The organism is Streptomyces sp. NPDC001787 (assembly GCF_040297465.1).
Classification (GTDB): Bacteria; Actinomycetota; Actinomycetes; order Streptomycetales; family Streptomycetaceae; genus Streptomyces.
Genome location: NZ_JBEOZE010000042.1, coordinates 15118 through 37787, shown reverse-complemented (window position 1 = coordinate 37787; position 22670 = coordinate 15118). Strand labels below are relative to the sequence as shown.

Annotated in this window: 22 protein-coding genes and 1 pseudogene; 9 read left to right on the top strand and 14 right to left on the bottom strand. The window is 69.2% G+C overall.

Annotation, left to right across the window (positions count from 1 at the left end):
• Positions 1-2 precede the first annotated feature (2 nt).
• From ABT170_RS36430 to ABT170_RS36420, 3 genes are read right to left on the bottom strand one after another with little or no spacing between them, the layout of a single operon-like run.
• The gene (locus tag ABT170_RS36430) at positions 3-845 is read right to left on the bottom strand and encodes an ABC transporter permease (RefSeq protein ID WP_329941665.1); all 843 of its coding nucleotides are present in this window, start codon (positions 843-845) and stop codon (positions 3-5) included.
• On the bottom strand, positions 842-1846 hold the full coding sequence (locus tag ABT170_RS36425) for an ABC transporter ATP-binding protein (RefSeq protein WP_329941666.1): 1005 nt from the start codon (positions 1844-1846) through the stop codon (positions 842-844). Before ABT170_RS36425 ends, ABT170_RS36430 begins: the two co-directional genes overlap by 4 nt.
• A 22-nt stretch (positions 1847-1868) precedes the next feature.
• Positions 1869-2261, bottom strand: coding sequence for a hypothetical protein (locus ABT170_RS36420; protein ID WP_329941667.1), 393 nt, complete (start codon positions 2259-2261; stop codon positions 1869-1871).
• A 307-nt stretch (positions 2262-2568) separates the two neighbouring features.
• Between ABT170_RS36420 and ABT170_RS36415 the strand changes: the two are divergent.
• The 3 genes and pseudogenes from ABT170_RS36415 to ABT170_RS36405 all read left to right on the top strand — a co-directional run.
• A pseudogene (locus ABT170_RS36415) lies at positions 2569-2790 on the top strand (FAD-dependent monooxygenase); the annotation flags it as partial.
• Between the two features lie 513 nt (positions 2791-3303).
• Positions 3304-4101 (top strand): GMC oxidoreductase, encoded by a 798-nt coding sequence (locus ABT170_RS36410; protein ID WP_351874789.1) that lies wholly within the window; start codon positions 3304-3306, stop codon positions 4099-4101.
• Positions 4102-4176: 75 nt separating this feature from the next.
• Positions 4177-5157: a glycosyltransferase family 9 protein gene (locus tag ABT170_RS36405; RefSeq protein ID WP_351874724.1), complete on the top strand. Its 981-nt coding sequence runs from the start codon at positions 4177-4179 to the stop codon at positions 5155-5157.
• Positions 5158-5217: 60 nt separating this feature from the next.
• Here the strand turns inward: ABT170_RS36405 and ABT170_RS36400 are convergent, their stop codons facing one another.
• The 4 genes from ABT170_RS36400 to ABT170_RS36385 all read right to left on the bottom strand — a co-directional run bounded on the left by ABT170_RS36400 (position 5218) and on the right by ABT170_RS36385 (position 9279).
• Complete coding sequence (locus ABT170_RS36400) at positions 5218-6819, bottom strand: NTP transferase domain-containing protein (protein WP_351874721.1); 1602 nt, start codon at positions 6817-6819, stop codon at positions 5218-5220.
• On the bottom strand, positions 6816-7358 hold the full coding sequence (locus tag ABT170_RS36395) for an SIS domain-containing protein (protein WP_329941671.1): 543 nt from the start codon (positions 7356-7358) through the stop codon (positions 6816-6818). Before ABT170_RS36395 ends, ABT170_RS36400 begins: the two co-directional genes overlap by 4 nt.
• Positions 7359-7889: 531 nt before the next feature.
• Positions 7890-8369 (bottom strand): hypothetical protein, encoded by a 480-nt coding sequence (locus ABT170_RS36390; RefSeq protein ID WP_351874717.1) that lies wholly within the window; start codon positions 8367-8369, stop codon positions 7890-7892.
• A gap of 196 nt (positions 8370-8565) precedes the next feature.
• Positions 8566-9279 (bottom strand): cysteine hydrolase family protein, encoded by a 714-nt coding sequence (locus ABT170_RS36385; protein WP_351874714.1) that lies wholly within the window; start codon positions 9277-9279, stop codon positions 8566-8568.
• A 149-nt stretch (positions 9280-9428) separates the two neighbouring features.
• On the opposite strand from ABT170_RS36385, the gene ABT170_RS36380 reads away from it, so the two are divergent.
• On the top strand, positions 9429-9899 hold the full coding sequence (locus tag ABT170_RS36380; RefSeq protein ID WP_351874711.1) for a pyridoxamine 5'-phosphate oxidase family protein: 471 nt from the start codon (positions 9429-9431) through the stop codon (positions 9897-9899).
• On the opposite strand, the gene ABT170_RS36375 is transcribed toward ABT170_RS36380, so the two are convergent.
• Positions 9892-10815, bottom strand: coding sequence for a LysR family transcriptional regulator (locus ABT170_RS36375; RefSeq protein WP_329941675.1), 924 nt, complete (start codon positions 10813-10815; stop codon positions 9892-9894). The genes ABT170_RS36380 and ABT170_RS36375 overlap by 8 nt on opposite strands.
• A gap of 74 nt (positions 10816-10889) precedes the next feature.
• Between ABT170_RS36375 and ABT170_RS36370 the strand changes: the two genes are divergently transcribed.
• Entirely contained in the window at positions 10890-11948 is a 1059-nt protein-coding gene (locus ABT170_RS36370; RefSeq protein WP_502970619.1) for a DMT family transporter, read from the top strand.
• Positions 11949-12059: 111 nt separating this feature from the next.
• Here ABT170_RS36370 and ABT170_RS36365 read toward each other — a convergent pair whose 3' ends face one another.
• Positions 12060-13391, bottom strand: coding sequence for an aminotransferase class I/II-fold pyridoxal phosphate-dependent enzyme (locus ABT170_RS36365; RefSeq protein WP_351874704.1), 1332 nt, complete (start codon positions 13389-13391; stop codon positions 12060-12062).
• Between the two features lie 39 nt (positions 13392-13430).
• Between ABT170_RS36365 and ABT170_RS36360 the strand changes: the two genes are divergently transcribed.
• Positions 13431-14126 (top strand): pyridoxamine 5'-phosphate oxidase family protein, encoded by a 696-nt coding sequence (locus ABT170_RS36360; protein ID WP_329941678.1) that lies wholly within the window; start codon positions 13431-13433, stop codon positions 14124-14126.
• Positions 14127-14198: 72 nt separating this feature from the next.
• On the opposite strand, the gene ABT170_RS36355 is transcribed toward ABT170_RS36360, so the two are convergent.
• Positions 14199-15215, bottom strand: a complete 1017-nt coding sequence (locus tag ABT170_RS36355) for an EamA family transporter (RefSeq protein WP_329941679.1) — start codon at positions 15213-15215, stop codon at positions 14199-14201.
• Between the two features lie 87 nt (positions 15216-15302).
• Positions 15303-15845 (bottom strand): Clp protease N-terminal domain-containing protein, encoded by a 543-nt coding sequence (locus ABT170_RS36350; RefSeq protein ID WP_351874700.1) that lies wholly within the window; start codon positions 15843-15845, stop codon positions 15303-15305.
• Positions 15846-16111: 266 nt separating this feature from the next.
• Here ABT170_RS36350 and ABT170_RS36345 point away from each other — a divergent pair, with 266 nt between their 5' ends.
• Positions 16112-16306, top strand: a complete 195-nt coding sequence (locus ABT170_RS36345) for a hypothetical protein (protein ID WP_329941681.1) — start codon at positions 16112-16114, stop codon at positions 16304-16306.
• Between the two features lie 79 nt (positions 16307-16385).
• Entirely contained in the window at positions 16386-16817 is a 432-nt protein-coding gene (locus tag ABT170_RS36340) for a type II toxin-antitoxin system Rv0910 family toxin (RefSeq protein ID WP_329941682.1), read from the top strand.
• A 174-nt stretch (positions 16818-16991) separates the two neighbouring features.
• On the opposite strand, the gene ABT170_RS36335 is transcribed toward ABT170_RS36340, so the two are convergent.
• On the bottom strand, positions 16992-17612 hold the full coding sequence (locus ABT170_RS36335) for a PadR family transcriptional regulator (protein WP_351874696.1): 621 nt from the start codon (positions 17610-17612) through the stop codon (positions 16992-16994).
• Positions 17613-17822: 210 nt separating this feature from the next.
• The gene (locus tag ABT170_RS36330) at positions 17823-18602 is read right to left on the bottom strand and encodes a CPBP family intramembrane glutamic endopeptidase (protein ID WP_329941684.1); all 780 of its coding nucleotides are present in this window, start codon (positions 18600-18602) and stop codon (positions 17823-17825) included.
• 184 nt (positions 18603-18786) lie between these two features.
• Here ABT170_RS36330 and ABT170_RS36325 point away from each other — a divergent pair, with 184 nt between their 5' ends.
• Positions 18787-20577 carry a substrate-binding and VWA domain-containing protein gene (locus ABT170_RS36325; protein WP_351874693.1) on the top strand — a complete coding sequence of 597 codons (1791 nt, stop codon included), beginning with the start codon at positions 18787-18789 and terminating at the stop codon, positions 20575-20577.
• Between the two features lie 147 nt (positions 20578-20724).
• On the opposite strand, the gene ABT170_RS36320 is transcribed toward ABT170_RS36325, so the two are convergent.
• Complete coding sequence (locus ABT170_RS36320) at positions 20725-22230, bottom strand: glutamate-cysteine ligase family protein (RefSeq protein ID WP_329941686.1); 1506 nt, start codon at positions 22228-22230, stop codon at positions 20725-20727.
• Positions 22231-22670 lie beyond the last annotated feature (440 nt).

Sequence of the window (22670 nt, the reverse complement as noted above, 5' to 3'; positions counted from 1 at the left end):
GCTCAGCCCCCCTGGATGACGATCCGGTGCAAGGCCCGTGACCATATGAGGAGCAGGGCTGCCCATAGAGCCACCAGCCAGCAGAACTGCACGCCGATGGACCGGAGCACGTCGCCGCCGTCGCCGAGCTGGCCCAGATAGATCGCGACCGGTGTGAAGGTGGTGGACTGGAACGGCAGCCACTGGGCCAGTGTGGCCAGCCAGTCCGGCATGAACCACAACGGGACGAGGGTTCCGGCGAGGAACTGGGAAACCATGCGGTAGATCATGAAGATGCCGGATATCTCCAGTGTCCAGAAGGCCACCATGCTGACGATCGACGAGAGCAGCAGAGTGATCAGGGAAGCCAGGAACAGGCTCAGCAGATAGGCGAGGGCGGCTCCGCGCGAAGCCGGGGGCTGCGCACCGCCGGCGAGTACGGCGAACGGGAGCGCCGCGATCACGAAGGGGGCGACCACGAACGTGCTGCCGATCTGCCCGAAGAACAACTGCCCGACGAAGTGGACCGGCCGGGCGAGGTCGACGGCGACCTTGCCGTCACGAATCCGGTCGGCGAGCTGATCGAAGCTCCAGGGGTTCAGCAGCCAGTACTGCACCGCCGCGAGAGTCACGTACGCGATCTGCGTGCCGAGGGTGATCTGCCGTCCCCCGGCGGCGACGGCACCGGACTCCGGCAGCACCGCCGTCCACACCACCCTGAGCAGGTACACCTGGACGAGGAGCCCGGCCAGCCCGAACAGGAAGTTACTGCGGTAGACCAGACGGACTCGGGCCTGTGACCGGCAGATGGCCGCGTACGCGGCCGTCCGCTGCCGCAACGTCAGTGTGTGCACAGCTGTGCTCACGACACGCTCGACGCCGAGTAGATGCGGTGGATGACGTCCTCGAGCGCCGGCTCGACGATGGACAGGTCCCTGACCGGGCATCCCGCCATGACGGCGCCGATCAGGTCCGACACCGCGGTCCGTTCGGGATCGAAGCGGAGCACGAGCGTGCCCGGGTCGGTGAGGCTCACTTCGGGATCTCCTTGCAGACCTGCCAGGAAGGCCCCGTGCCACCGGGGTTCTCCGTCCAGTTGCACGACGAGCTGCCGGTGCCGGGCGTAGTCGGACTTCAGGGCGTCGACATCACCGTCGTAGAGCACCTTTCCGCCGTCGATGAGGATGATGCGCGAACAGAGCCGTTCGACGTCGTCCAGGTCGTGGGTGGTGAGGATCACCGTGGTGCCCTCGTCGCGGTTGAGCACGCCGATGAAGTCCCTGATCCGTGTCTTGGCCACCACGTCGAGCCCGATGGTCGGCTCGTCGAGGTACAGAAGCGTCGGCTCGTGCAGCATGGCCGCCGCGAGATCGCCCCGCATGCGCTGACCCAGCGACAGCTGACGGACCGGGGTCTGGAGAAATGGACCGAGATCGAGTACCTCGGTGAACCGCGCGATGTTCTCCGTGTGGCGTGAGCGCTCCATGCCGTAGAGCTTGCCGATCAGTTCGAGTGAATCGAGCAACGGCAGATCCCACCACAGTTGGCTTCGCTGACCGAACACCACACCGATGTTGAGGGCGTTGCGCTGCCGGTGGCGCCACGGGACCAGTCCCGCTACGTGCACCTGCCCCGCCGTGGGCTGCAGGATTCCGGTGAGGATCTTGATCGTGGTCGACTTGCCGGCGCCGTTCGGCCCGAGGTAGGCAACGATTTCACCCTCCTCTACGGAGAAATCGACGCCGTCGACCGCGAGCTTGCTCATGTACTGCCTTGTCAGCAGCGTCCGTACGCCACCCAGAGGGCCCGAGAAGCGCTTGGGGCTACGGAATTCCTTGACCAGCCCGGCGACTTCGATGATAGCCACGTTCCTCGGACTCCCATTCCCGTCACAGCGAATTGTCGATGACGACGTCGATGCCTGCCAGGCCGTCGTCACGGTCGATATTCACACCGAAGGCCGTCGACATTCCCGACGGCTTGCGGTCGTTGATCACCACTCTCTCGCCCGGCGGCAGGCCGAATATCGCGGAGTCCACCCGCAGGTTGTTGGCGGCCAGCAGGGAAAGCGACTGCTCGCGCCAGCTCTCGGGCCTGGACGTCAGAACAACGACGACATCCTGCGGTCTGATGTGCTGCCAGAACCGCTCGGCTCCCGGTAGCAGGGCATCGTTGTCGACGAGGTGTCCATTGTGGCGGAGAACCACTCCGTCAAGATCAATCATGAAGAGTTTCGGCAGCGCGCTCAGGCGCAGTGTCGTGTGCGGTTTTCCAGGACTCACCCGTCTCCTCCCGCGCGCCGGTCATTCGCCTCTACCCCTCACGGCAGCAAGCCATTCGTATCGATTCGCGACACCGCCATTCCTGATTCCGGCCAGTCGACCGGCGAGAGATCGGGGAATGGCAGCGGCCTCAGCACGCTTGGCGAGATACCGCCCCCGAGCCGACACACACCACGGATCGCCGTGCTTGGATCGGCCTGCAGGAGATGAGTGAACCGGACGGTCGGCGCAGCGCGCAAGAGTGCACAAGGGATGAGCGTGCCGGCCGACTGCCGGAGCCGTGCCCAATGTGATTCGGAACGTCACCATGGCGCGATACCCAACACGCTCCTACGATGGGCGCTTTGAAGGATCACGCTTTCGGCTCGACCAAGTTTGGAGTCAGTCAGCCATGCGACGCGCCAGTATCACTCCCGCTTCGGACTACCAGGATCAAACGTGTGACGTGCTGGTGATCGGAGCCGGCACCAGCGGTCTCAGTACGGCCCTTGAGCTGGCCTTTCACGGAGTGGAACGGGTCGTCGTGGCTGATCACGGGACCTTCGAGAGTTTCGACCACGAAAGCCGTACGCCGAGCAGGTCGGCACGCCCCGCGGCACCCGCGAAGTGGGAATCCTCCTCCATCCACTACTCGCCGATCCCTGGCATCTCCAATGCCCTTGGAGGGCGCTCCCGCGGCTGGTACGGAGTGGTCCTGCCTGTCGATTCGCACTTACTCGGGCAACGCTGGCCATACGAAGTGGCGGCCGGACTTCTGGGCACAGGACCCGGCTCGTACGCCACCGCACTCGCCGATCTGGAATCGTGGCGCGGAGAACCTCTGGACGCCCCACAGAACAAGTCGGACGTGGCCCTGCGCGATGCTCTCAACCGATACTGGCCCGAAGGTGGACTGAATATCGCCCCGCAGGCCGGAAGTAGCCATTACACGGCTGAAAGTCGCGAGTGGACGGCTTATTCGCCACTGCTTTCCTGGCGGGGCGAAGGAATTGCGCGGTACCGGTCGGCGCCCTTGCCGCTGATCGTCCAGGGTCTCCAGGCCATGAGGCTGCTGGTCCGCGAGGACGGCCGGATCAACGGCGCGAAGTTCCGTCTCCCGGACGGCGGCACCCGGCGGATTTCGGCGGGAGCCGTCGTGCTGGCGTCCGGGACGCTTGAGAACACACGGCTGTACGCGCAGGCACTGGCTCACACCGGATACCGGGTGACGCGGTGGCCCGGCCTCAACGACCACTTGCCCCACGGCTTCATCGCTCCGCTGCCGGCGGCCCTGCGACGTGACTGGGTCGCGCCGGAGAGGGCGTTCCTCTGGGCCGATCACGACGCGCGGCTGCGGGGGAATCTGTTCGTGGACATCCACACCGCGCGGCAGCCCGAGCCCGTGCTCGACCTGTGGTGGCTCGCCCAGCAGGAGGAGCCGTTCCTGGACTCGATCCTCTTCGTCCCCGAGGAAGAGGTGTGGTCGGCCCGCGTCGAGGCGGGGCTGCGGAATCTCGACTCGTCCGCGATGGAGCGCCGCGACCAGTACGCCCGGGGACTGCTCGAAGCCCTCTCCCTGCCCGAGGAACGCGTTCCGGCCGACGGGCCGCCCGACCTCTACACCGCGGTGGACCGGGCGCAGGCCACCGGCCGCGCGGTGCGCTACGTGAACCCCCTGGGTCATTCCGATCACGAGGCGGGCACCATCGCGCTCGGCGCTCACCTCGCGCCGGGCGGACGGGCGCCCTGGGCCGACGGCCTCTTCGTGGCAGGTCCCGCCACGTTCCCCGCGCCCGGCGCCGCCAATCCGACGCTGACCATGATCGCCCTGGCGGCCCAGACCGCCGCGGCGATCGTGTGACCTCGGCCGGCCCCGCTGTCCCCTCTCCCGATGAGCGCTGTCCGAAAGGATTCGATGGCATCCCGCAGGATTCGCATGCCGCTCCGTCGCCGGGCCCAGTACCTCCTGTACCAGCTGGGCATCCGGCGCACCATCCATGGATTCGGCGACCGGAAACACCCCTCGGACATCACGTTCCTCATCCCCGACTCCCTCGGGGACATCGCCGTCAACGCCAGCGTCACACGTCATTTCCGGGCCCTGTTCCCCGATGCCCGGATGACACTGATCACCCACCCGAAGTACCTGGCGGCAGCGGAATTCAATCCGGACTACAGCGCGGCCCTCGCCTACGACGCGGAGCTCTGCCCGCTCACCCCGGGAGAGCAGTCGTACCGGGACGAGATACGCATCGCCCGCGCGCTGACACCGAACATGGACGTGCTCTTCCTCTGCCAGCCCAGCGCATGGTGCGACGCGCTGTCCGCCCGGCACACCATGCTCGAGCTGCAGAACCGGCTGTGCGGCGTCGAGGAGGGCGTCCGGCTCATGCCGCGGCTCACGCTGCCGTCACAGGCCGCGCGACGGGCGAAGACCTTCCGTGCGGCGCACGGCGGCCCTGCCGTCTTCATGACCCGGCAGACGTTCAGTTTCCGTCTCGGCCCATGGCACCAGGAGTACTGCCGCGATGTCGCCCAGTGGTGCGTGGATCGTGGGGTGCGCGTCTTCGACAACTCGCCCGAGCCGGTCATCCGTCACCGGCTGTGCTCCGCCGTGGGTGACTTGCCGCTGGCCGACGCCGTGGCGGTGGCCACGATGTCGGACGCCTCGGTCTCCGTACGCAGCGGCTTCGTGGATCTCGTGGGCTTCAGCCGCCCGGAGCTGCCGCAGTACGTCCTCTACCCGGACGGTAACTACCGCTTCTCCCACCTGTCCTGGTGGGAATGGTGCTCGGTGGCGGACATGGGTGTGACGGGCGCCGCCGAAGCGTCCAGTCCGTTCCGGACCGGGGAAGAGGCGACAGCGGCGGCGACGAGGACGCAGGAGTGGCTGGAAGGCGTGCTGGACGGACGATGACGCCGGCCGGGTGGGCCGTCGTGTCGGCGACGGCCCACCCGGCCGGGTCCGCGCGGTGCCTCAGCGGTCGGCGCGCTCGGTCGCTTCCAGGTGGTGGATGCCGTTGTAGAAGGCTCCGAGTACGGAGTCGAAGTCGTTCAGCACATAGCCGCTGAGCGACAGCCAGATGAGCGCGTGAATCACGTCCACGGCCGGCTCGTCGTCCGCGACCCGCTCGCGTATCGCTTTGGCCTGGTCCTCCCAGCCGTTCGACGCGATCGTGAGACTCACGGTCGCCCCGTCGACCCGCAGAAGGAAATCACCGCGATTGAACTGGTCGTAGTTCCCCTCTGCCGAGTACAGCAGCTTCGCCCAGTCGTACCGCGGATCCCCGTAGTAGGAGATGCCGCCGAAGGTGCCCCGCGGATCGATCAGCCATACCGCGTCCTCGCCGGTGACGAGCATGTTGGAGAACGTGGGGTCGCCGTGTACGAGCGCGAACGGGACCGTCCCGACGGACTCCACCCTGGCCCGGAACCACTCTTCGTTCGCCGGGTGGAGCGGGTTGCGGCAGTGGCGGCCGTTGACGATCAAGGTCGCCGCGTCGGCGTTCGGGATCAGACGCTCTATCCTGCGCAGCCGGTCGAGCGTCTTGGTGTAGTACATCTCATGGACGGCTGCCGGATCGGCGGGCACGGAGCGGTGTCGATGCAGCTGGTCCAGGGACTCCATGATCCGTTCCGTGACGGTGGACCGTCGCGCGGCATCCGCCGTGAGATCGAACGGGTTGTGCCCGGGAACGCGGTCGAGAGTGAGCGGCGACCTGGACAGCATCCTGGGAATGCCGGCGAAGCCGAGGCCGCCGACGTACTCGTACCAGTCGCTCTCGGCCTGGATGAGATGCTCGAACTCCTGCAACCGGGCCGTCTTGACGACCTTGTCGGAACGAAACTCCACAGAGTTGAAGAAGCGCGTCGTCTTTCGCTCCTTCAGGTACTCCCGTACGGCCGACACCGTCCCGAACTCCCGGATCCCGGGGATCACCAGCGGTCGCAGCGCTGTTCGCGATGCGCGCAGCGACCCGACGAACTCACCGCTTCCGGGCAGGTCTTGGACCGCGGCGGAATCCGGGAAGAAGAACACGCCCGCGATTCCCCGCTGCTCGGAGCTGATCTCGACCGGCCTGCCCGTGTCGTCGATGCTCCACCGGCAACGGAGCCCGTCCCCGGTCCCGACGATCACCAGACCGTCCGGCAGCTCACCCAGCTCGGTGTCCGGAAGCCCCTCGTCGAAGAAGAGGTCGCACCAGAGGAGCAGAGTGGGCGCGCCGGCCTCGTCCTTCTCGCCGGCCGCGCCCGCATCATCCGCAACGCCCGCGTCTTCCGGTCCCACTGTCAGCGCGATCGCCTCGCGCATCCCGGCCAGGCTGCCCGTACCGCTGGTGGGCACCACCGTGACCTGGACCGAGGGGGGAACAGTGGCCAAGTACGCGGTGAGGGCCTCGATGTGTGTATCGGCTATCACGATGAAGTGCGCGCCGGGCAGCTGCCGGAACAGTCGGTACAGCAGCGGCTCGCCGTCGATGGACAGCAGACACTTGGGCTTGTTGGCGGTGTGGTGTTCCAGCCGGGTGCCGCGGCCTCCGGCCTGGACGATCACATACCGGGCATCGGTCAGCTTCATGACCGGTGCTCCAGGACAGTGCTTCCGATGCTGCCGCCCGGATGCGTGGCGACGAAGTCGTCGGCGGTGAGACCCTGTTCGCCCGCTATCTGAATGGCGACGGCCTGGAGGAAAGCCAGGAAGCAGCACGACGAGGCGGTCGGCACCATGTCGAGATGGTCGGCCTCCCCGACCGTCGGGACGTGAACGGACCGCGCGCACATCCGCTCCAGGGTGCAGCCCGGGGTGGAGTGCACCACCAGGATGTCGGTGTGCCCGATTTTCTTGCAGGATTCCACCAGGTGCAGCAGTTCTGGAGTCTCACCGCTGTTGGAGAGCAGTATCAAGAGGTCTCCCTCCCGCAGCATTCCGAGATTCCCGTGGAGCAGCGCGACGGAGTCGATACTGGTGCTGCGCATCGACAGGGAACCGTATGTCGACGCCACCTTGTCCGCCAGTAATGAGTTCTGTCCGACCCCGGTGAAGACGATTAACCCGCGGCAGTCACGGATGGCGGACAGGAACAGGTCGACTTCGTCGGCCGCGAGATGACCTGCCATGTGCGTGAGGTTCTCGATGTGTTGAGCGATACTCTCCTGCCACGTCAGAACTTCGGATACACGAGTCTCTGCCGAGTTCATCTTTCGCATCAGCAACCCCTATCGTCCGATACAGTCAACGGCAAGGCGACAAGCAGACGTCACGCGGTCGCGCCCATACTGCCCGCACGTAGAGCCATGACGAGCCATACGGGGCGAGGTGAATCAAGACATTCTCTTGGCCGGGCGCAGCAACCCACTCGGCGGCGTGGCGGCAATTGCCTCAGAGCGTACCGGCCACTACCAATACGAACAAGATGGCCTCTGTTTAAGGACTGGAGAGGGTTCGACACCCCGGCTCCCGTCGTTTTCAAACGCCTTGCGGTGACCTGTCGCAAAAATGACTGTCACGGTTGCCCAATGAGGCCGACCGGCGTATTTGATGGGGAACTCACAGGGCTTCCTCCACCGAGCCGCAGACGTGCCGGTAGCGCGCCAGGCCGGACCGGAACCCTTGGGTTTCCCCGCCGATGAGCCATTTAAAGCCGTATCTCAACCGATCTTGGAATGTCCGGATCGGACAGAGGCGCGGATCCGGCGGCCTTCCGGTGATCGCGGCATGCCGCGGGAGGCGTGGACGATCACACCGGTTCGGGAGATGGCCGGGGCGATGCCGCTCACCATGCTCCTCGCCTTCCTGCGGAACATCCTTTTGCCGCCGCGCCTGCGACAGCGGCCCCGGGGAGCATCCGCGGAGTATCGCAGGTGCCGGGGAGCGCAGCCTTTCTGCACCATTGACGAATGGAAGGCGGAGACGGTATCCCCGCCTTCCACATACTTCATGGCGTCGTCCTCGTACCACGAAAGCCGGTACTTTACGATGGCAGCCCCACTGTCATTCGTTCCGACCAGGCGAACGCCCTCCACCAGGGCCCGAACATCCCGCCCCCCCTGCGACCGAATCCTGTGGTCGCGGCGAAAGAGATGAATGATATGGGCAGCGCCGCCCACGACGAGGACAGCGGAAATCATGAAAGCGAACTCCACAGCTACGCCCTCTCGCGTGGAGCTGTCGGGCCGCAGGGCCGAAGGCCGTTTCATCGACTGCGCGAACCCGATTCCGTTCCGCCCAGTTCCAGAACCGCAGTGAACCGCCGCCCACCGGGGATGACGGGACAGCCCTCAATACGGAAGCGGCCCTCGGCCGTTTTCGCCATCCGGCGCATGCTCAAGGCCGATCCGGCGCGGACGCCGGGCGTCGTACAGCGGCGGACCGGGAATCCCGACGGGTATGTGCGCCGACCCCGCGCCTCCAGCAGGCGATCGTGTCCTCGGCGGTGACGACGGTGGCGACCAGCGCGAGGGTGTTGCGGATCATCGCGGGGGTGTACTCCATGGGCACTCCGGCGATGGCGTCCGACGGGACGACCGCCGTGTAGCCGAGGTTCACGGCGTCGAACACGGCATTGGGAATGGCGACATTGGCCGACACCCCGGTGACGACCAGCGTCCGGCAGCCCATGTTGCGGAGCAGGGCGTCCACTTCGGTACCGGCGAGGGGGGACAGGCCGTGCAGCCGCCGTACGACGAGGTCCTCCCCGGCCACGACGATGGGCTCGGCGACCCGTACCGCCGTACTGCCGGTGTGCTGCTGGACCGGCAGCCGGGCGGCGGCCCGGAAGAGCCGGGCGTTGTGGTTCGCGCCGCGGCCGTCGGGGCGGCGTTCGGCGACCGCGTGCACCACCTGGACCCCGGCTTCATGGGCCGCGTCGACCAGCCGGGCCACATTGCCGAGGGCTCCGGAGGACCGGGCCGCACGGGCGAGTTCGGGCAGGGCGCTGTCGCGGCCCACGACACCCTGCTGGCATTCGACGGTCAGCAGCACGGTGGTGGCGGGGTCGAGCAGAGCGGCGAGCCGCTCCGGTGATTCCTTGGACGGCACAGTGCCTCTCCTCCTGGCTGTCGTCCGGCCCGGCGAAGGGCACGGACTTCCGCGGGCGGACCGGGCGCGCGAGGCTAACGGCCATTGCGCGACGAGGGAAGAGCAACCATGCTTCCTGACACATAGTCAGACATCGGGAGGGGCACTCCATGGCCGACACTCAGCGACGAGGCCGCCGGATCATGATGACCGACGGCGAACGGGACGCCTATCTGACCGAACAGCGCACCTGCCGGGTCGCCACCCTCGGATCGGACGGACGGCCGCACATCGGTGCCCTCTGGTTCGTCTGGGACGGCACCTCACTCTGGCTGTACTCCCTCACCCGCAGCCTGCGCTGGGCACAGCTCCGTCAGGACCCGAGGATCGCCGTGGTCGTCGACGACGGAGTGGAGTACGGGGATCTGCGGGGCGTGGAGCTGTCCGGCGAGGCGGAGTTCATCGGCGAGGCACCCCGGACCGGCGAGGCCCGCCCCGAACTGGAGGTGCCGGAACGGCTGTTCCCCCCGAAGTACTTCGGGATGGAGACCATGCCGCACGACGGGCGGCACGCCTGGCTGCGGCTCACCCCGGAAACGGTCACGTCCTGGGACTTCCGCAAGCTGGCCGGTCTCACCTGAGACCCGCGCCGGAAGCCGCCACCGCGCGGCCCGCGCCGCGCAGCGCCTCGACCGCCGCCCTGACGGAGGGGCGCCGGTCGGCGTCCGTCCGCCACATCGCGTGGACATGCCGGCGCATCGTCTGCCGCACGGGCACCAGCCGCACCCCGTCCGGCACCGGACCGCGTCCCAGACGTGGCGCCACACAGACACCGAAACCTGCTGCCACCAGGGCGAGTTGGGTGTGGTGCTCACCTGCCAGATGGGAGATGCGGGGCTCGATTCCTTCGGACCGCAGGGTGAACATCAGCCACTCGTAACAGAATTCACCCGCGGGCCAGGACACCCATTCGTCCTCGGCGAAGTCCGCCAGGGCCACCTCCGTACGGTCCGCGAGCGGGTGGGAGGCGGGCATGGCGATGTCGGGTGCGTCGTCGAGGAGTTCGGACCTGGTCAGCCCGCCGGGCACGGGCAGCCGCTTGTTGCTCCATTCGAGCACGACGGCCAGGTCGACATCGCCGCGCAGCACCGCCAGAACGCCCTGCTCGGGCTCCAGTTCCCGCGTACGGACCTTCAGTTCGGGATGATCCGCACGCAGGGAGCCCAGCGCCGCGGGGAACAGTCCGCGCGCCGCGGTCGGGAAGGCGGCGATCTCGACCTCACCCACCACCTCGCCCCGCTGGGCCTCGATGTCGGACTGGGCCAGCTCCACCTGGGACAGGATCCGCGCGGCGTGATCCGCGAGGAGGCGCCCCGCGTCGGTGAGCCGGACGCCGCGGCCGTTCCTGGCGAGGAGCCGCTGTCCCACCTCGCGCTCCAGCTTGGCCATCTGCTGGGAGACCGCCGAGGTGGTGACATGCAGGCCGCCGGCCGCCCCGCTGACCGAGCCGTGCCGGGCGAGGGCGTCCAGCGTACGAAGGCGCTCCAAGTTCAACATGTAAGCGATGCTACGGGAACAGCACCAGAAATTTTCACTTGTCCTACGTGGTTGATCTCGTCATCGTTTCCCTCATGAGCGCCCCCTCCGAACCGGCGGCCCGATCGGCCGCGCACCGGGCACCGCGCGCCGGCGCCCCGGTGTCCGCGCCCCCGTCCGCTGCCGCAGCCGCAGCCGCATCGGCGCCCCCTCTCGCCCGGCACCCGGGAACGAGCGAACGGGGACGCCGGCCGGCGGCGGACTGGCGGATCCGGTTCGGGGCGCTCTCGCTCATCTGGGGCTTCAGCTTTCTGCTCATCAAGGTGGGGACCGACGCCTTCGCCCCGTTCCAGGTCACCTTCGGCCGCCTGCTGTCCGGTACGGCGGTACTCGCCATCGCCATGGCGGTGCGCCGCGAGCGGGTGCCGCGCTCGCTGCGGACCTGGGGTCATCTCACCGTCGCCGCCTTCTTCCTGAACGCCCTGCCGTTCTCGCTCTTCGCCTATGCCGAAACCACCATTCCGTCCACGCTCGCCGGAATCTGCAACGCGACCTCTCCGCTGTGGGGCATGGCGCTCTCCATCGTCGCGCTGTCCGAGGACCGGCCCACCCGCCGCCGTGTCGCGGGCCTCGGCCTCGGCTTCCTCGGCGTCCTGACCGTGCTCGGCGCCTGGCAGGGATTCTCCGGGCTGGACCTCAGCGGTACGGCGATGGCGCTGCTGGCCTCCCTCAGCTACCCCATCGGCTGGATCTACGTCCGCCGGACACTGGCCGGGACGGGCTCGTCCACGCTGGCGCTGACCGGCAGTCAGCTCTTCATCGGTACGCTGCAACTGACCCTGGTGACCCCGCTGTTCACCTCCGCGCCGGACACCTTCCCCCTGCTGCCGACACTCGCCGTCGTCGCACTGGGCGCTCTGGGGACGGGTCTGGCGGTGCTGCTCCAGTACGGCCTGGTGGAGGAGGTCGGCCCGACGACCGCCCAGATGGTCACGTACTTCATCCCGGTCATCGCCACGGCGGCCGGGGTCGCCCTGCTCGGTGAGCAGTTGAGCTGGAACACTCCGGTGGGCGCCGTGATCGTCCTCGCCGGGGCGTTCCTCACCCAGAGCCGTACCGTACCGGCGGCTCCCCCGCCCGCGGACCGACCGTGACCGGCCACGCGCCGTCCGGGCCCGGCCGCTCCCCCGGCCGGCCGGGCAGCACGAGCGGGCCGGGCAGCACCCCGATCCGCCCGATCGGTCCGTACGCCCGGCAGGCCCCCCTCACCCGTAGCTGATCGGCCGCGCCGGCCCCGCCGCCTCCGCCACCGCGTCCGCCAGCGGCTCGATGTCCGCGACGGTCAGTGCCGACACGGTGAGCCGCACCCCCTGCGGGGCGGCCATCCTGAACCGCGCCCCCGGAGCCACCGCCCACCCCGCGCCCAGCAGCCGGGTCACGGCCCCGGTCTCGTCGCTCACCGGCACCCATACGTTCATCCCGCTGCGGCCGTGCGCCACCACGCCCCGCGCCTCCAGCGCCTTGACGAGCGCGACCCGCCGCTCCGCGTACGACCTGGCGACCGCCGCCGGGTCGACGGCACCCGAGGTCCACAGGTGCAGGACGGCCCGTTGGAGCAGTCGGCTGACCCAGCCGGGTCCCAGTCCGAGCCGCCCCACCACCCGGTCGACCGTCACCGTGTCGCCGGTGAGCACGGCGACCCGCAGATCCGGCCCGTACGCCTTCGCCGTGGACCTGACGAAGGCCCAGTGGTCGGTGACACCGGCGAGCGGGTGCAGCGGCTGTTCGACGATGGCGTGCCCGTGGTCGTCCTCGATCAGCAGGACTCCCCGGTGGCGGGCGAGTACGGCGCGCAGCTCGCGGGCACGCTGTGCGGTCAGCGCGGCCCCCATCGGGTTCTGCGCCCGGTCGGTGACGATGAGCGCGCGGGCACCCGCCCGCAGGGCGCGTTCCACGTCCGCGGGCAGCGGCCCCTCGTCGTCGACGCCCACCGGGACCGCGCGCATACCGAGCGCCGGTACGAGATCGAGCAGACTGCCCCACCCCGGGTCCTCGACCGCGACCGTGTCGCCGGCCCGGAGGTGCGCGGACAGCACCCGCTCGATCGCGTCCAGGGCCCCGGAGGTGACGGCCAGCGGGCCCGCCGGCACCCCGTCGGCATCCATCGCCGCCCGCGCGAACGCGGCGAACTCCGCGACCACCGGCGCCTCCCCGTACAGACCGGGCCGCCGCTCGTGGGCGGTCACCGCCGCGGCGAACGCCTCCCCGAGATCCGGCAGCAGGGCCGTGTCGGGGTTGCCCTCGCCCAGGTCCGTGACACCGGGCGGCGCCTCGATCCGCAGCGAGCCCCGTGCCGTACTGGCGGGGCGGGCCCGCACCCGGCTCCCCCGGCGCCCCGCCGTCTCGATCACCCCGCGCTCGCGCAACGTCCGGTAGGCGGCCGCAACGGTGTTCGGGTTCACCTCCAGCGTCGCCGCCAGCTCCCTCATCGGGGGCAGCACCTGGCCGGGCGCGAGGTCACCCGAACCGACCCCACGCTCCACACTCGCGGCGATTTCCGATGCACGCCGCCCACTGATCCGATACTCTCCTAGCACAAATACCATTATGCACTAGTGCAATGGAGGACGCAGGCCATGCCGGACACCGCGACGCCCGACAGTACGGGGCCGGACCCCGTCGCCCCCTATGTGCCCACCGAGCGCACCGTTCCCACCCGGAGCAGGGACCGTGCCTCCTACGACCGGAAACTGGTCCACTCCATACTCGACGCGGCATACCTCTGCCACCTGGGCTTCGTGCGCGACGGGGCACCGGTCGTGCTGCCGACCCTGTTCGGGCGGGTCGGAGAACGTCTCTACGTCCACGGATCGACCGGCTCCCGGCCACTGCGGGCGGCCGGCGCGTCGGACCCGGGCCTGCCGGTCTGTCTCACCGTCACCCATGTCGACGCTCTGGTACTGGCCCGGTCCGCCTTCCACCACTCGATGAACTACCGCTCCGTGGTGGTGCACGGGGTCGCGGTCGCGGTGACCGACCCCGAGGAGCGGCGCATCGCACTGGACGCCATCGTCGAACAGGCCGTCCCGGGCAGATCCTCGGACACACGGCCCGCCGACGCCAAGGAGCTGGCCGCGACGGCGGTGATCCGGCTCGACCTGGACGAGGTCTCCGCGAAGATCCGCACCGGTGGCCCCAACGACGAACCGGCCGACGTCGGGCTGCCCCACTGGGCGGGCGTCGTCCCGCTCACCCGCGGGTACGGCGCACCGGTCCCGGCACACGACCTCGACCCGGCCATCGCGGTGCCGGACTACCTGTCCGCGCACTGACCGTCCGCACCGGCACACCGGACGCCCCGTGGCACACCGGCACGCCGCCGCACCGGCCGCGCGATCGGCACACTACGGCGACGTGCGCTCCACCGACAGCTCCTCCCCGGCCGCGACGCCGCACGGGACCGGTCCCGAGGCCACCGGCCCCGAGGGGGGCTTCGGAGCCGAGGACTGCGCGATGAACGCGCCGATCAGGACGACGGAGCCGCCGATGAGCTGCGGCGCGGAGAGATGCTCACCGAGCAGCACCCAGGCGAGGACGGTCGCGATGACCGCTTCCAGACAGGCGACGACCCCCGCCACCTGCGGGGAGAGCAGCCGCACCGAGATCACCCCGGTGACATAGGCGAACACGGTGGCGAGCAGCACGATCCAGCCGAGCAACAGCCAGGCGGGAACGGCGTCGCCGTTCATCTCGGCGCTCCGGCCGAGAACGGCCCAGTCCATGCCCCAGGGCCGGGCGACCACGGTGAGGACGGCGGCACCGGTCAGCAGTCCGTACGAGATGACCCCGACCGGATGCGGCGGCGGGGTGCTCTCCTCGCCGTCGCCCCCGGAATCCTGACCGCTCGGGTCCGACAGGACGAAGTAGCCGACCTGGCAGCAGGCGGCACCGAGCGCGAGCAGCAGCCCCACGGCGTCGAAGCTGAGCCCGGACCACACCTCGACGACACAGGCCAGCCCCCCGACCGCGAGGACCACACCGAGCGCGGCGGCCCGGGTGACCGGCCTGCGCCGTACGAAGCGGACCCAGCCGAGCACCAGCGCGGGGGCGAGATATTCGACGAGGAGCGCCACGCCGACGGGGATACGGGAGATCGCCGCGAAGTAGCAGGCCTGCACACCGGCGACGGCGAACAGTCCGAACCCGGCCAGCAGCGCGGGACGTTCACGCACCAGGTTCCGGTGCCGCCAGGCGACCGGCAGCATGATGAGCGCGGCGCCCGCCACGCGGAGCCAGACCACGTGCAGCGGATCGAGACCCGCCTCGATCAGCGGTTTGGCCGCCACCCCTGAACCACCGAAAGCGAAAGCCGAGACGAGGGCCAGTCCCAGGCCGGCGCTTCTCCCCTGAGACGCGTGCATCGGCACATCATGACAGCTGCGATCAGCAGCGTCATCACTGTCGCACCTGTCGAGAGGTGTGGCCCACGCCGGCCGCCGCCTCCCGGCTCACACCTGCGGCGACGCCTCGGCGGTCAGCTCCGCCGCGCGGTCCGCCAGCCAGGCGGCGTCCACGCCCGCGCGGGCCAGCACCTCCACGGCCCGGCACTCCTTGTCGGCGGCCAGGGCGGCCAGGAGGTCGAGGCCGCCGGGCCGAGGTTCGCCGCGGAGCGCGGCGCGGCGCCGGGCCTCCTCCATGGCGGTCACCGCCGAGGGCGACCAGCCCTCCACCTCCGTGTCCCGGACCACCGGGACCGCGCCGGAGTCCTCGACCGAGCCCTGCCAGCGGAGCCCGTACCCGATGCTGCGCTGGACGAGGTAGCCAAGCACCTTGGCCAGCCGCGGACCTCCGTCGAAGGCGTCACGGACCGTGGGGTCCGACTCGATGAGGGAGTGCAGGAGATGGGCCGTGTCGATCTGACGGTCACCGTCGCGCAGGGCCCGTCTGCGCGCGCCGGTCACCACCGACGCCAGTTCCACGGAGAATCTGGCGTCGAGGTCGGCACGGTTCGGTGCGGGCTGTTCGGGTATCCGCGGCGTCCGGTTTTGCACACCTCTACCCCATCAGTCCCGGAGTGCCGGAGCATCCCCGGAGGGGCCCATATACACATCCCACCCAAGTTGGGCACACCGGATCAGGCCCTCATCCTTGCGGATGAGATGTCCCACGGCACGCAACCGATCCGAACGGAGCGCACGGTCCCGGCCCGCGGAACCGGAGCGGCCCCGGCCCTCGCGCCCCGGGCAACCGGGGGGCCCTTCCCGTACGTCCCTCACGCAACAGCAAGTTCACAGCATCCGGAAGGAGTACGTCGGAGGTGTTCTGGATGGTCGCCCTGCCGGCGCTGGACGGACTGGAGTACGTGTACCGGGTGTACGCACCGGACGACGCGCTGCCCGCCGATCTCTTCTGGGCCGCGTTCCACTGCCACGACGAGGGCCCGCATCCGCGCGCTTCGGACCGGTTCGACGCGGCGGTCATCTGGCGGAACCGGCAGACCCAGCAGATCTGACAGTTCATCAGTATTGAATGTTCTCGCCACTGCCGCTACGTTCCGCGACACCGCAACCCGACGATCCAGGGGTGACCGCATGGCCGAAGTCAGCGCCGAGGCGCGTATCGAAGCACCCGCCGAGAAGGTCTGGGCACAGCTCACGGACTTCACCACCTACGGCGCGTGGAACGCCACCCACACCAGCTTCCCCAAGGGCGGCCCCGCCGTGCTGGAGCTCGCGGCCACCTACGAGGAGAACCTGAAGCTCATGGGCTTCCCCGCCGAGGTGATCTGGACGGTGGCCGCACTGGAGTCCGGCAGGCTGCTGACCACCACGGGCAAGGGCCCGATGGGCGTCAACCTGTCCATGCGCTACTCCCTGACGCCGGACGGGGATGCCACCATGATGCGCATCGACGGGGAGTTCACCGGGGCCGCGGTATCGATGATGGCGGGCAAGCTCAAGGACTCGGCGACGGCGGCGCTGCACGAGTCGCTGCGCAAACTCGGCGGTCTCGTCACGGCATAGGAGCCGCGGCCACCGCGGCACCGACACCCCCGTGCCGCCGTGCCGCCGCGCCACCGGGCCGAGCGGCCCGCCGACTCGCCAAGAGCATCCGGCCGCGGCAGCCGGAAGGGCCTCGCGGACCGGCCGCGGGGCCCTTCGTACCGAGCAGCTCACCGACGCCGGTGACCGTCGGCGTCAGTGCTCGTCGGCAAGGATCAGGTAGAGCTTCTTGCGGGCGTCGTTGATGACGGACAGCGCCTTCTGCCGCTGGTCGGCCGAACCCGTCTTCCAGACCTGCCCGAACGCCTCCATCAGACCGAAGCCGGCCTGCCGGATCTCGTTCACGCTCTCCCAGTCGACGCCGCGCCCGGCCTCCTCCCACGGCGCGTCCGGGCCGGTTTCGGCCTCACCGCGCCCGGAGTCGGTGAGCGTGAACAGCTTCTTGCCGCCCTCGCTCGCGCTGACGATCAGCCCTTCGTCCTCCAGCAGCTGGAGGGTCGGGTAGACCGAACCCGGGCTGGGCCGCCAGGCCCCGCCGCTGCGCTCGCCGATCTCCTGGATCATCTCGTACCCGTGCATCGGCCGGTCCTTCAGCAGGGCCAGGATCGACGCACGTACGTCACCGCGCCTCGCCCGGCCCCTGCCGCCACCCCGGCCGCGCCCGCCCCCGAAGGGGCCACCGCCGAAGGGACCACCGCCGAACGGCGGCCCGAACTGCCCGAAGGCCGCCCGCCGCCCCTCGAAGTCGCCCCGACCCTGATGACCGGGCCCGCAGTGCCCATGTCCGTGCCCATGCTCGTGTCCATGTGAACGCATCGCTACGCTCCCTCCATCGTTGATCTGTCGCGATGCGTCAACGATATATCGGAAACTATCGCCTGGCAAACACCGGTCGCCCTGCCCGGGTCCCGTCGCGACGGCTCGGCCCCGCCCAGCGCCTTTGACGCCGAAGGGGGCGTACGGGTTACCCGTACGCCCCCTTCGGCACCAGCCCCACCGGCCGGCCCTCGCCCCGGCCGACCCGTTTCACGGAGTGGGCAGCCAGTCCACCTTCCCCGCGAGCAGCGCGTATCCGACGAACGCCCCGACGTCGAGCAGCGTGTGCGCGACGACCAGCGGCCCGACCCGTCCCCAGCGCCGGTACAGCAGCACGAAGACGACGCCCATCACCAGGTTGCCGATGAAGCCGCCGATGCCCTGGTACAGGTGGTACGAGCCGCGCAGCACCGAACTCGCCACCAGCGCGGCCATCGGCGTCCAGCCCAACTGCCCGAGTCTGCGCAGCAGATACCCGACGACGATCACTTCCTCCAGTACGGAGTTCTGCACCGCGGAGAGGATCAGTACGGGGAACTTCCACCACACGTCGGGCAGCGACTCCGGCACCACGGTGAGATTGAACCCGGTGGCCCGCGCCACGAGGTAGAAGGCCAGCCCGGCGCTGCCGATGCCCGCCGCGACCAGCGTGCCGCGCCCGAGGTCGCGCCCCGGGTCGGTCCGGTCGAATCCGATGACCCGGAGCCCCGCGCCCTCCCTGATCAACAGGTGCGCCACGAGGGCGACCGGCACCAGAGCCGTTGCGATTCCGAACATTTGCCATGCCAGATCCAGCCATGGCCGCCCAGGAGCGTACGAACCGTTGAGCGTCGCGGCCTGATCCTTCAAACCCCCTGGTTTCGTCAACGATCCGACAAAACTGATCAGGGCAGACACCCCGCTGGCGCCCAGCGAGAGAGCCAGGACCAGTACGGTCTCGGACCGCAGGATCCGTTGTGAAACAGCGCCTTGGGGAAAAGAATCAGCCACGCGCCCCGCCTCCACCTGTACACCCGCCTTTAGTTGTGCAATCGCATGTCATCCCGCCCGCCGTCCCGCTAGGGTCTCGAATGCAGGTACGAAGATCATGCGCGACAGGCCGGGGGACAACCACCAACGCCGGTGGTGCGGTCCCCCTTTTCCTTGTTCATCCTCAAGGAGGGGCACCACCGACATGGGACGTCATAGCTTGCCCGACGACTTCGCGACGGAAGAGCACCGGGGTGGTCCTCCCCCGCGCCGCCGCCGCACCGTTGCCATCGCCACCATGCTGGTACTCGCTGTGGCGGCGGGAACGGCTGTCGCGGTCCAGGGCGGCGTACTGTCGTTCTCCGAGTCCTGCGAGGACTCCAGCGTGAAGCTGTCGATGGCGGCCTCGCCCGACATCGCCCCCGCCATGCGGGCCATCGCCGACAAGGCCCGTGAGGACGAGGTGAGATCCGACGGCCGCTGCCTGGACGTGAAGGTGGTGGCACGCGACTCCTACAAGGTGGCCGACGCGCTCGCCACCGGCGACGAGTCCCTCGACTTCCAGGTCTGGCTGCCCGACTCCGATCTCTGGCTGGACCGGGCCAAGGGGGTCGGTGAGAGCATCCCGATCACCCCGTCCGACTCAGTGGCCTCCTCCCCCGTGGCCCTGGCCATGGTCCCGCCGGCCGCCGAGAAGCTGGGCTGGCCCCAGAAGACCTACTCCTGGGCGGAGCTGGTCGCCTCGGCCGTGGAGTCGGACAAGGTACGCCTCGGCGCGGCCGACCCGGCCCGCAGCGCCACCGGCCTGCTGGCCCTGACCAGCATCGGGGCCTCGTCCGGCAGTCAGGGCGGGGACAGCGACACCCGGGTGGCCGAGACCGCGAAGGTGCTGGCGCAGCGGATGTCCGACGGCGACACCCAGGTCCTGGAGACCCTGGCGCGCGACGGTTCGGGGACCGAGGAGGGCAACCCGAAGCGCAACCAGGCGGTGCCGCTCTCCGAGCAGGCGGCTTTCGCCCACAACGCGGAGGCCGGCGGAGGGGGCAAGGTCGACCTCTTCTACCCGAAGGACGGCAGCCCCCTGCTCAACTACCCGTACACCCTGGTCGACGAGCCGAAGCTGAGCACCGAGGAAGCACGGGCGGCCCTGCGCTTCATGACCCTGCTGAACGACCGCGGATCGCGGGCCGTCCTGACCCGGCACGGGTTCCGGTCCGTGGACGGGACAGCCGGGGAAGCGGTCGTCACGGCGGCGGGCGGCAGGACGCCCCAGCCGTACGCCAACGCCGCCGCCGACGCGCCCACCGCTCAGGCGCTCCAGGAGACGCTCGGCATGTGGACCATCACGGTGCAGAGCGCGCGGCTGACCACGGTGGTCGACACGTCCGGCTCGATGGCCACCGCGGTGCCGGGCCGCGGCCAGTCCCGGATGGACGTCACGAAGGCGTCCCTGATCCAGGCTCTCGGCCAGTTCACACCGGAGGACGAGATCGGGCTCTGGGAGTTCGCGACGACACTGGACGGCGAGAAGGACTACCGCGAGCTGATGCCCACCGGCAGGCTGGGCGACCCGGTGAAGGGCGGCGGCACCTACCGGGACGAACTGTCGGCGGCGTTCGCGGGCCTCGAACCGGTACCGGGCGGGGCGACCGGTCTGTACGACACCACGCTGGCCTCGTACAAGGCGGCTCAGTCGTCGTATGTGAAGGGCAAGTTCAACTCACTGGTCATCCTCACCGACGGCTCCAACCAGGACGCCCACGGAATCTCCCGCAGTGCGCTCATCGACCGGCTGAAGCAGCTCGCCGACCCGCAGCGTCCGGTCCCGATCATCGCCATCGCGGTGGGTCCGGACGCCGACCGCGAAGAGGTCTCCGCGATAGCGGAGGTGACCGGCGGCGGGGGGTACGAGGTGAGCGACCCGGCGGATATCCAGGCGGTGATCCTCCAGGCCATCATGACGGCCGGGCAGAACGGACGCGCCACCCAGGAGTAGCCCGCGCATCCGCCCCGGCCCCCGGTCCTTCTGCCACCCCGGCCACCGGCCCGTCCGCCACCCCGCCACCGCACTCTTCCCGGGACCGGTCCTGTCCTCGCCCCGGTCGCGGTCCGGTCGCGGTCCCGGTCCCGGTCCCGGTCCCGGTCAGGGTGCCGGGAATCCCACCGGCCAGGTGTGCACCGGCTCGCCCGTCTGCGCCAGTTCGATGTAGCGCCGGGTGGTGGCGGCGAGCGCCGCGTCACGTTCCAGCCCGGCCTCCAGGGCCCGGTGGTACGTGGCGACCTGCCAGGACGCCCCGTTGACGCGTCGTCTGCACCGCTCCTCGATGATGCCCAGGTAGCGGTCGCGGTCCGCCGGCTCGATGTTCCACGCGTCGAGCCCGGCAGCCGCCAGCGGCAGGAGCTCGTCGCGTACGAGCTTGACGGCCGGCACCTTGGCGAGCCCGCCGGAACGGCCCGGGAGCGGCCAGAGGATCTCGGCATCGATGCCGTGGCGGCAGGCCGCGTCGAAGTTCTCCGCGGCGGCTTCGAAGGGCAGCTTGCTCCACACCGGCCGGGACTGCTCGGCCAGGGCGCGTACCAGCCCGTAGTAGAACGCGGCGTTCGCGATCACGTCGGGCACGGTGGGCCCGGCCGGCAGGACGCGGTTCTCCACCCTCAGATGGGGAACGCCGTCGGCCAGTCCGTACACCGGCCTGTTCCAGCGGTAGACCGTGCCGTTGTGCAGCACCAGCTCGGCCAGCGTGGGGACCCCTCCGTCATCGAGCACCCGCAGAGGTTCCTCGTCGTCCCGGATCGGCAGCAGCGGCGGGAAGTAGCGCAGGTTCTCCTCGAACAGCTCGTACGCGGAACTGATCCAGCGCTCCCCGAACCAGGTCCTCGGCCGCACACCCTGGTTCTGGAGTTCGGGCGGCCGTACGTCGGTGGCCTGCTGGAACAGCGGTGGCCTCGACTCCCGCCACAGCTCCTTGCCGAACAGGAAGGGCGAGTTGGCGCCGAGCGCGATCTGCACGGAGGTGACGGCCTGGGCGGCGTTCCAGACGTCCGCGAAACGCGCGGGTGTCACCTGGAGGTGGAATTGGACGGAGGTGCAGGCCGATTCGGGAGCGATCGAGGACGAGGTGCAGACCAGCCGCTCCACGCCCTCGATATCGAGGGCGAAATCCTCCCCCCGGGCCGCCGCCATTTGATCGTTGAGCAGCGTGTAGCGTTCCGCTTCCGAGAGGTTCGAGGACACCACGTCCCGCTGTCCGAGTGTCGGCAGGATTCCGATCATCACGATCCCCGCGCCCACCTCGGCGGCCTTCCGGTGGGCATACGCGAGACCCGTGCGCAACTCCTCCGCGAGCTGGTCGAAAACCCGGCCGCTGAGGCGGTGCGGAACAATATTCACTTCCAGATTGAACATACCCAGTTCGGTCTGGAAATCCCGGCTCGCGATGCGCTGGAGAACCTGCGCATTCCGCATCCTCGGCATGCCGTCAGGACCCGCCAGATTCAGCTCGATCTCCAGCCCCAGGAGATTCTTGGGGCGATCGAACCTCCGCTCCGCCAGCAGCCTCTCCAACCCCTCCAGGCACTGGTTGAGCTTTCTGCGGTACGTCTGCCGATCCGACAGGTCAAAGGCTCGCGCCACGACCTTCTCCCCCATCGAAGGGTCCCTCCTCCAGTGGGCGGCCCGCGGCCCAGGCCGCTCGTATCAGGATCGATAATGCCCATTCGAGGTGATCCATAACGTCCCCCGGGCGCCGTAGACCCGCTAGTCTTCGACGGAATCGGCGGGCACATTCCGTCGGCATACGGCAATCGGATGTTTCGACCCTGGGGCGAGTGACGGAAAACACCGTCGAGTTTCGGCCTACCGCAACATCGGAAAAACCCCTGGCGAAGGATGACCTGAACAGCAGGAATCATCAGAAACTCCACAATTCACAGACCTGATGCCGCCTTGCGGTTCGCCATCGCGCCAGCTAGTGGAAGTACCATGTGAACACTTTTCGTATAAACTCCGCCCACGAGGCAGAGAGTTGACGCAACCGGCCCGGTCCCGGCCCCTCTGGCCCCGCCCGCCGACAGCGCCGTCTGCACCCA

Bases quoted from the DNA above. Each gene is read 5' to 3' on its own strand.
- ABT170_RS36410 (WP_351874789.1), top strand. From the start codon at position 3,304: ATGAGGCTGCTGGTCCGCGAGGACGGCCGGATCAACGGCGCGAAGTTC.
- ABT170_RS36405 (WP_351874724.1), top strand. From the start codon at position 4,177: ATGCCGCTCCGTCGCCGGGCCCAGTACCTCCTGTACCAGCTGGGCATC.
- ABT170_RS36400 (WP_351874721.1), bottom strand. From the start codon at position 6,819: ATGAAGCTGACCGATGCCCGGTATGTGATCGTCCAGGCCGGAGGCCGC.
- ABT170_RS36395 (WP_329941671.1), bottom strand. From the start codon at position 7,358: ATGGCAGGTCATCTCGCGGCCGACGAAGTCGACCTGTTCCTGTCCGCC.
- ABT170_RS36390 (WP_351874717.1), bottom strand. From the start codon at position 8,369: ATGATTTCCGCTGTCCTCGTCGTGGGCGGCGCTGCCCATATCATTCAT.
- ABT170_RS36380 (WP_351874711.1), top strand. From the start codon at position 9,429: ATGGCCGACACTCAGCGACGAGGCCGCCGGATCATGATGACCGACGGC.
- ABT170_RS36375 (WP_329941675.1), bottom strand. From the start codon at position 10,815: ATGTTGAACTTGGAGCGCCTTCGTACGCTGGACGCCCTCGCCCGGCAC.
- ABT170_RS36370 (WP_502970619.1), top strand. From the start codon at position 10,890: ATGAGCGCCCCCTCCGAACCGGCGGCCCGATCGGCCGCGCACCGGGCA.
- ABT170_RS36360 (WP_329941678.1), top strand. From the start codon at position 13,431: ATGCCGGACACCGCGACGCCCGACAGTACGGGGCCGGACCCCGTCGCC.
- ABT170_RS36355 (WP_329941679.1), bottom strand. From the start codon at position 15,215: ATGCACGCGTCTCAGGGGAGAAGCGCCGGCCTGGGACTGGCCCTCGTC.
- ABT170_RS36340 (WP_329941682.1), top strand. From the start codon at position 16,386: ATGGCCGAAGTCAGCGCCGAGGCGCGTATCGAAGCACCCGCCGAGAAG.
- ABT170_RS36335 (WP_351874696.1), bottom strand. From the start codon at position 17,612: ATGCGTTCACATGGACACGAGCATGGGCACGGACATGGGCACTGCGGG.
- ABT170_RS36325 (WP_351874693.1), top strand. From the start codon at position 18,787: ATGGGACGTCATAGCTTGCCCGACGACTTCGCGACGGAAGAGCACCGG.
- ABT170_RS36320 (WP_329941686.1), bottom strand. From the start codon at position 22,230: ATGGGGGAGAAGGTCGTGGCGCGAGCCTTTGACCTGTCGGATCGGCAG.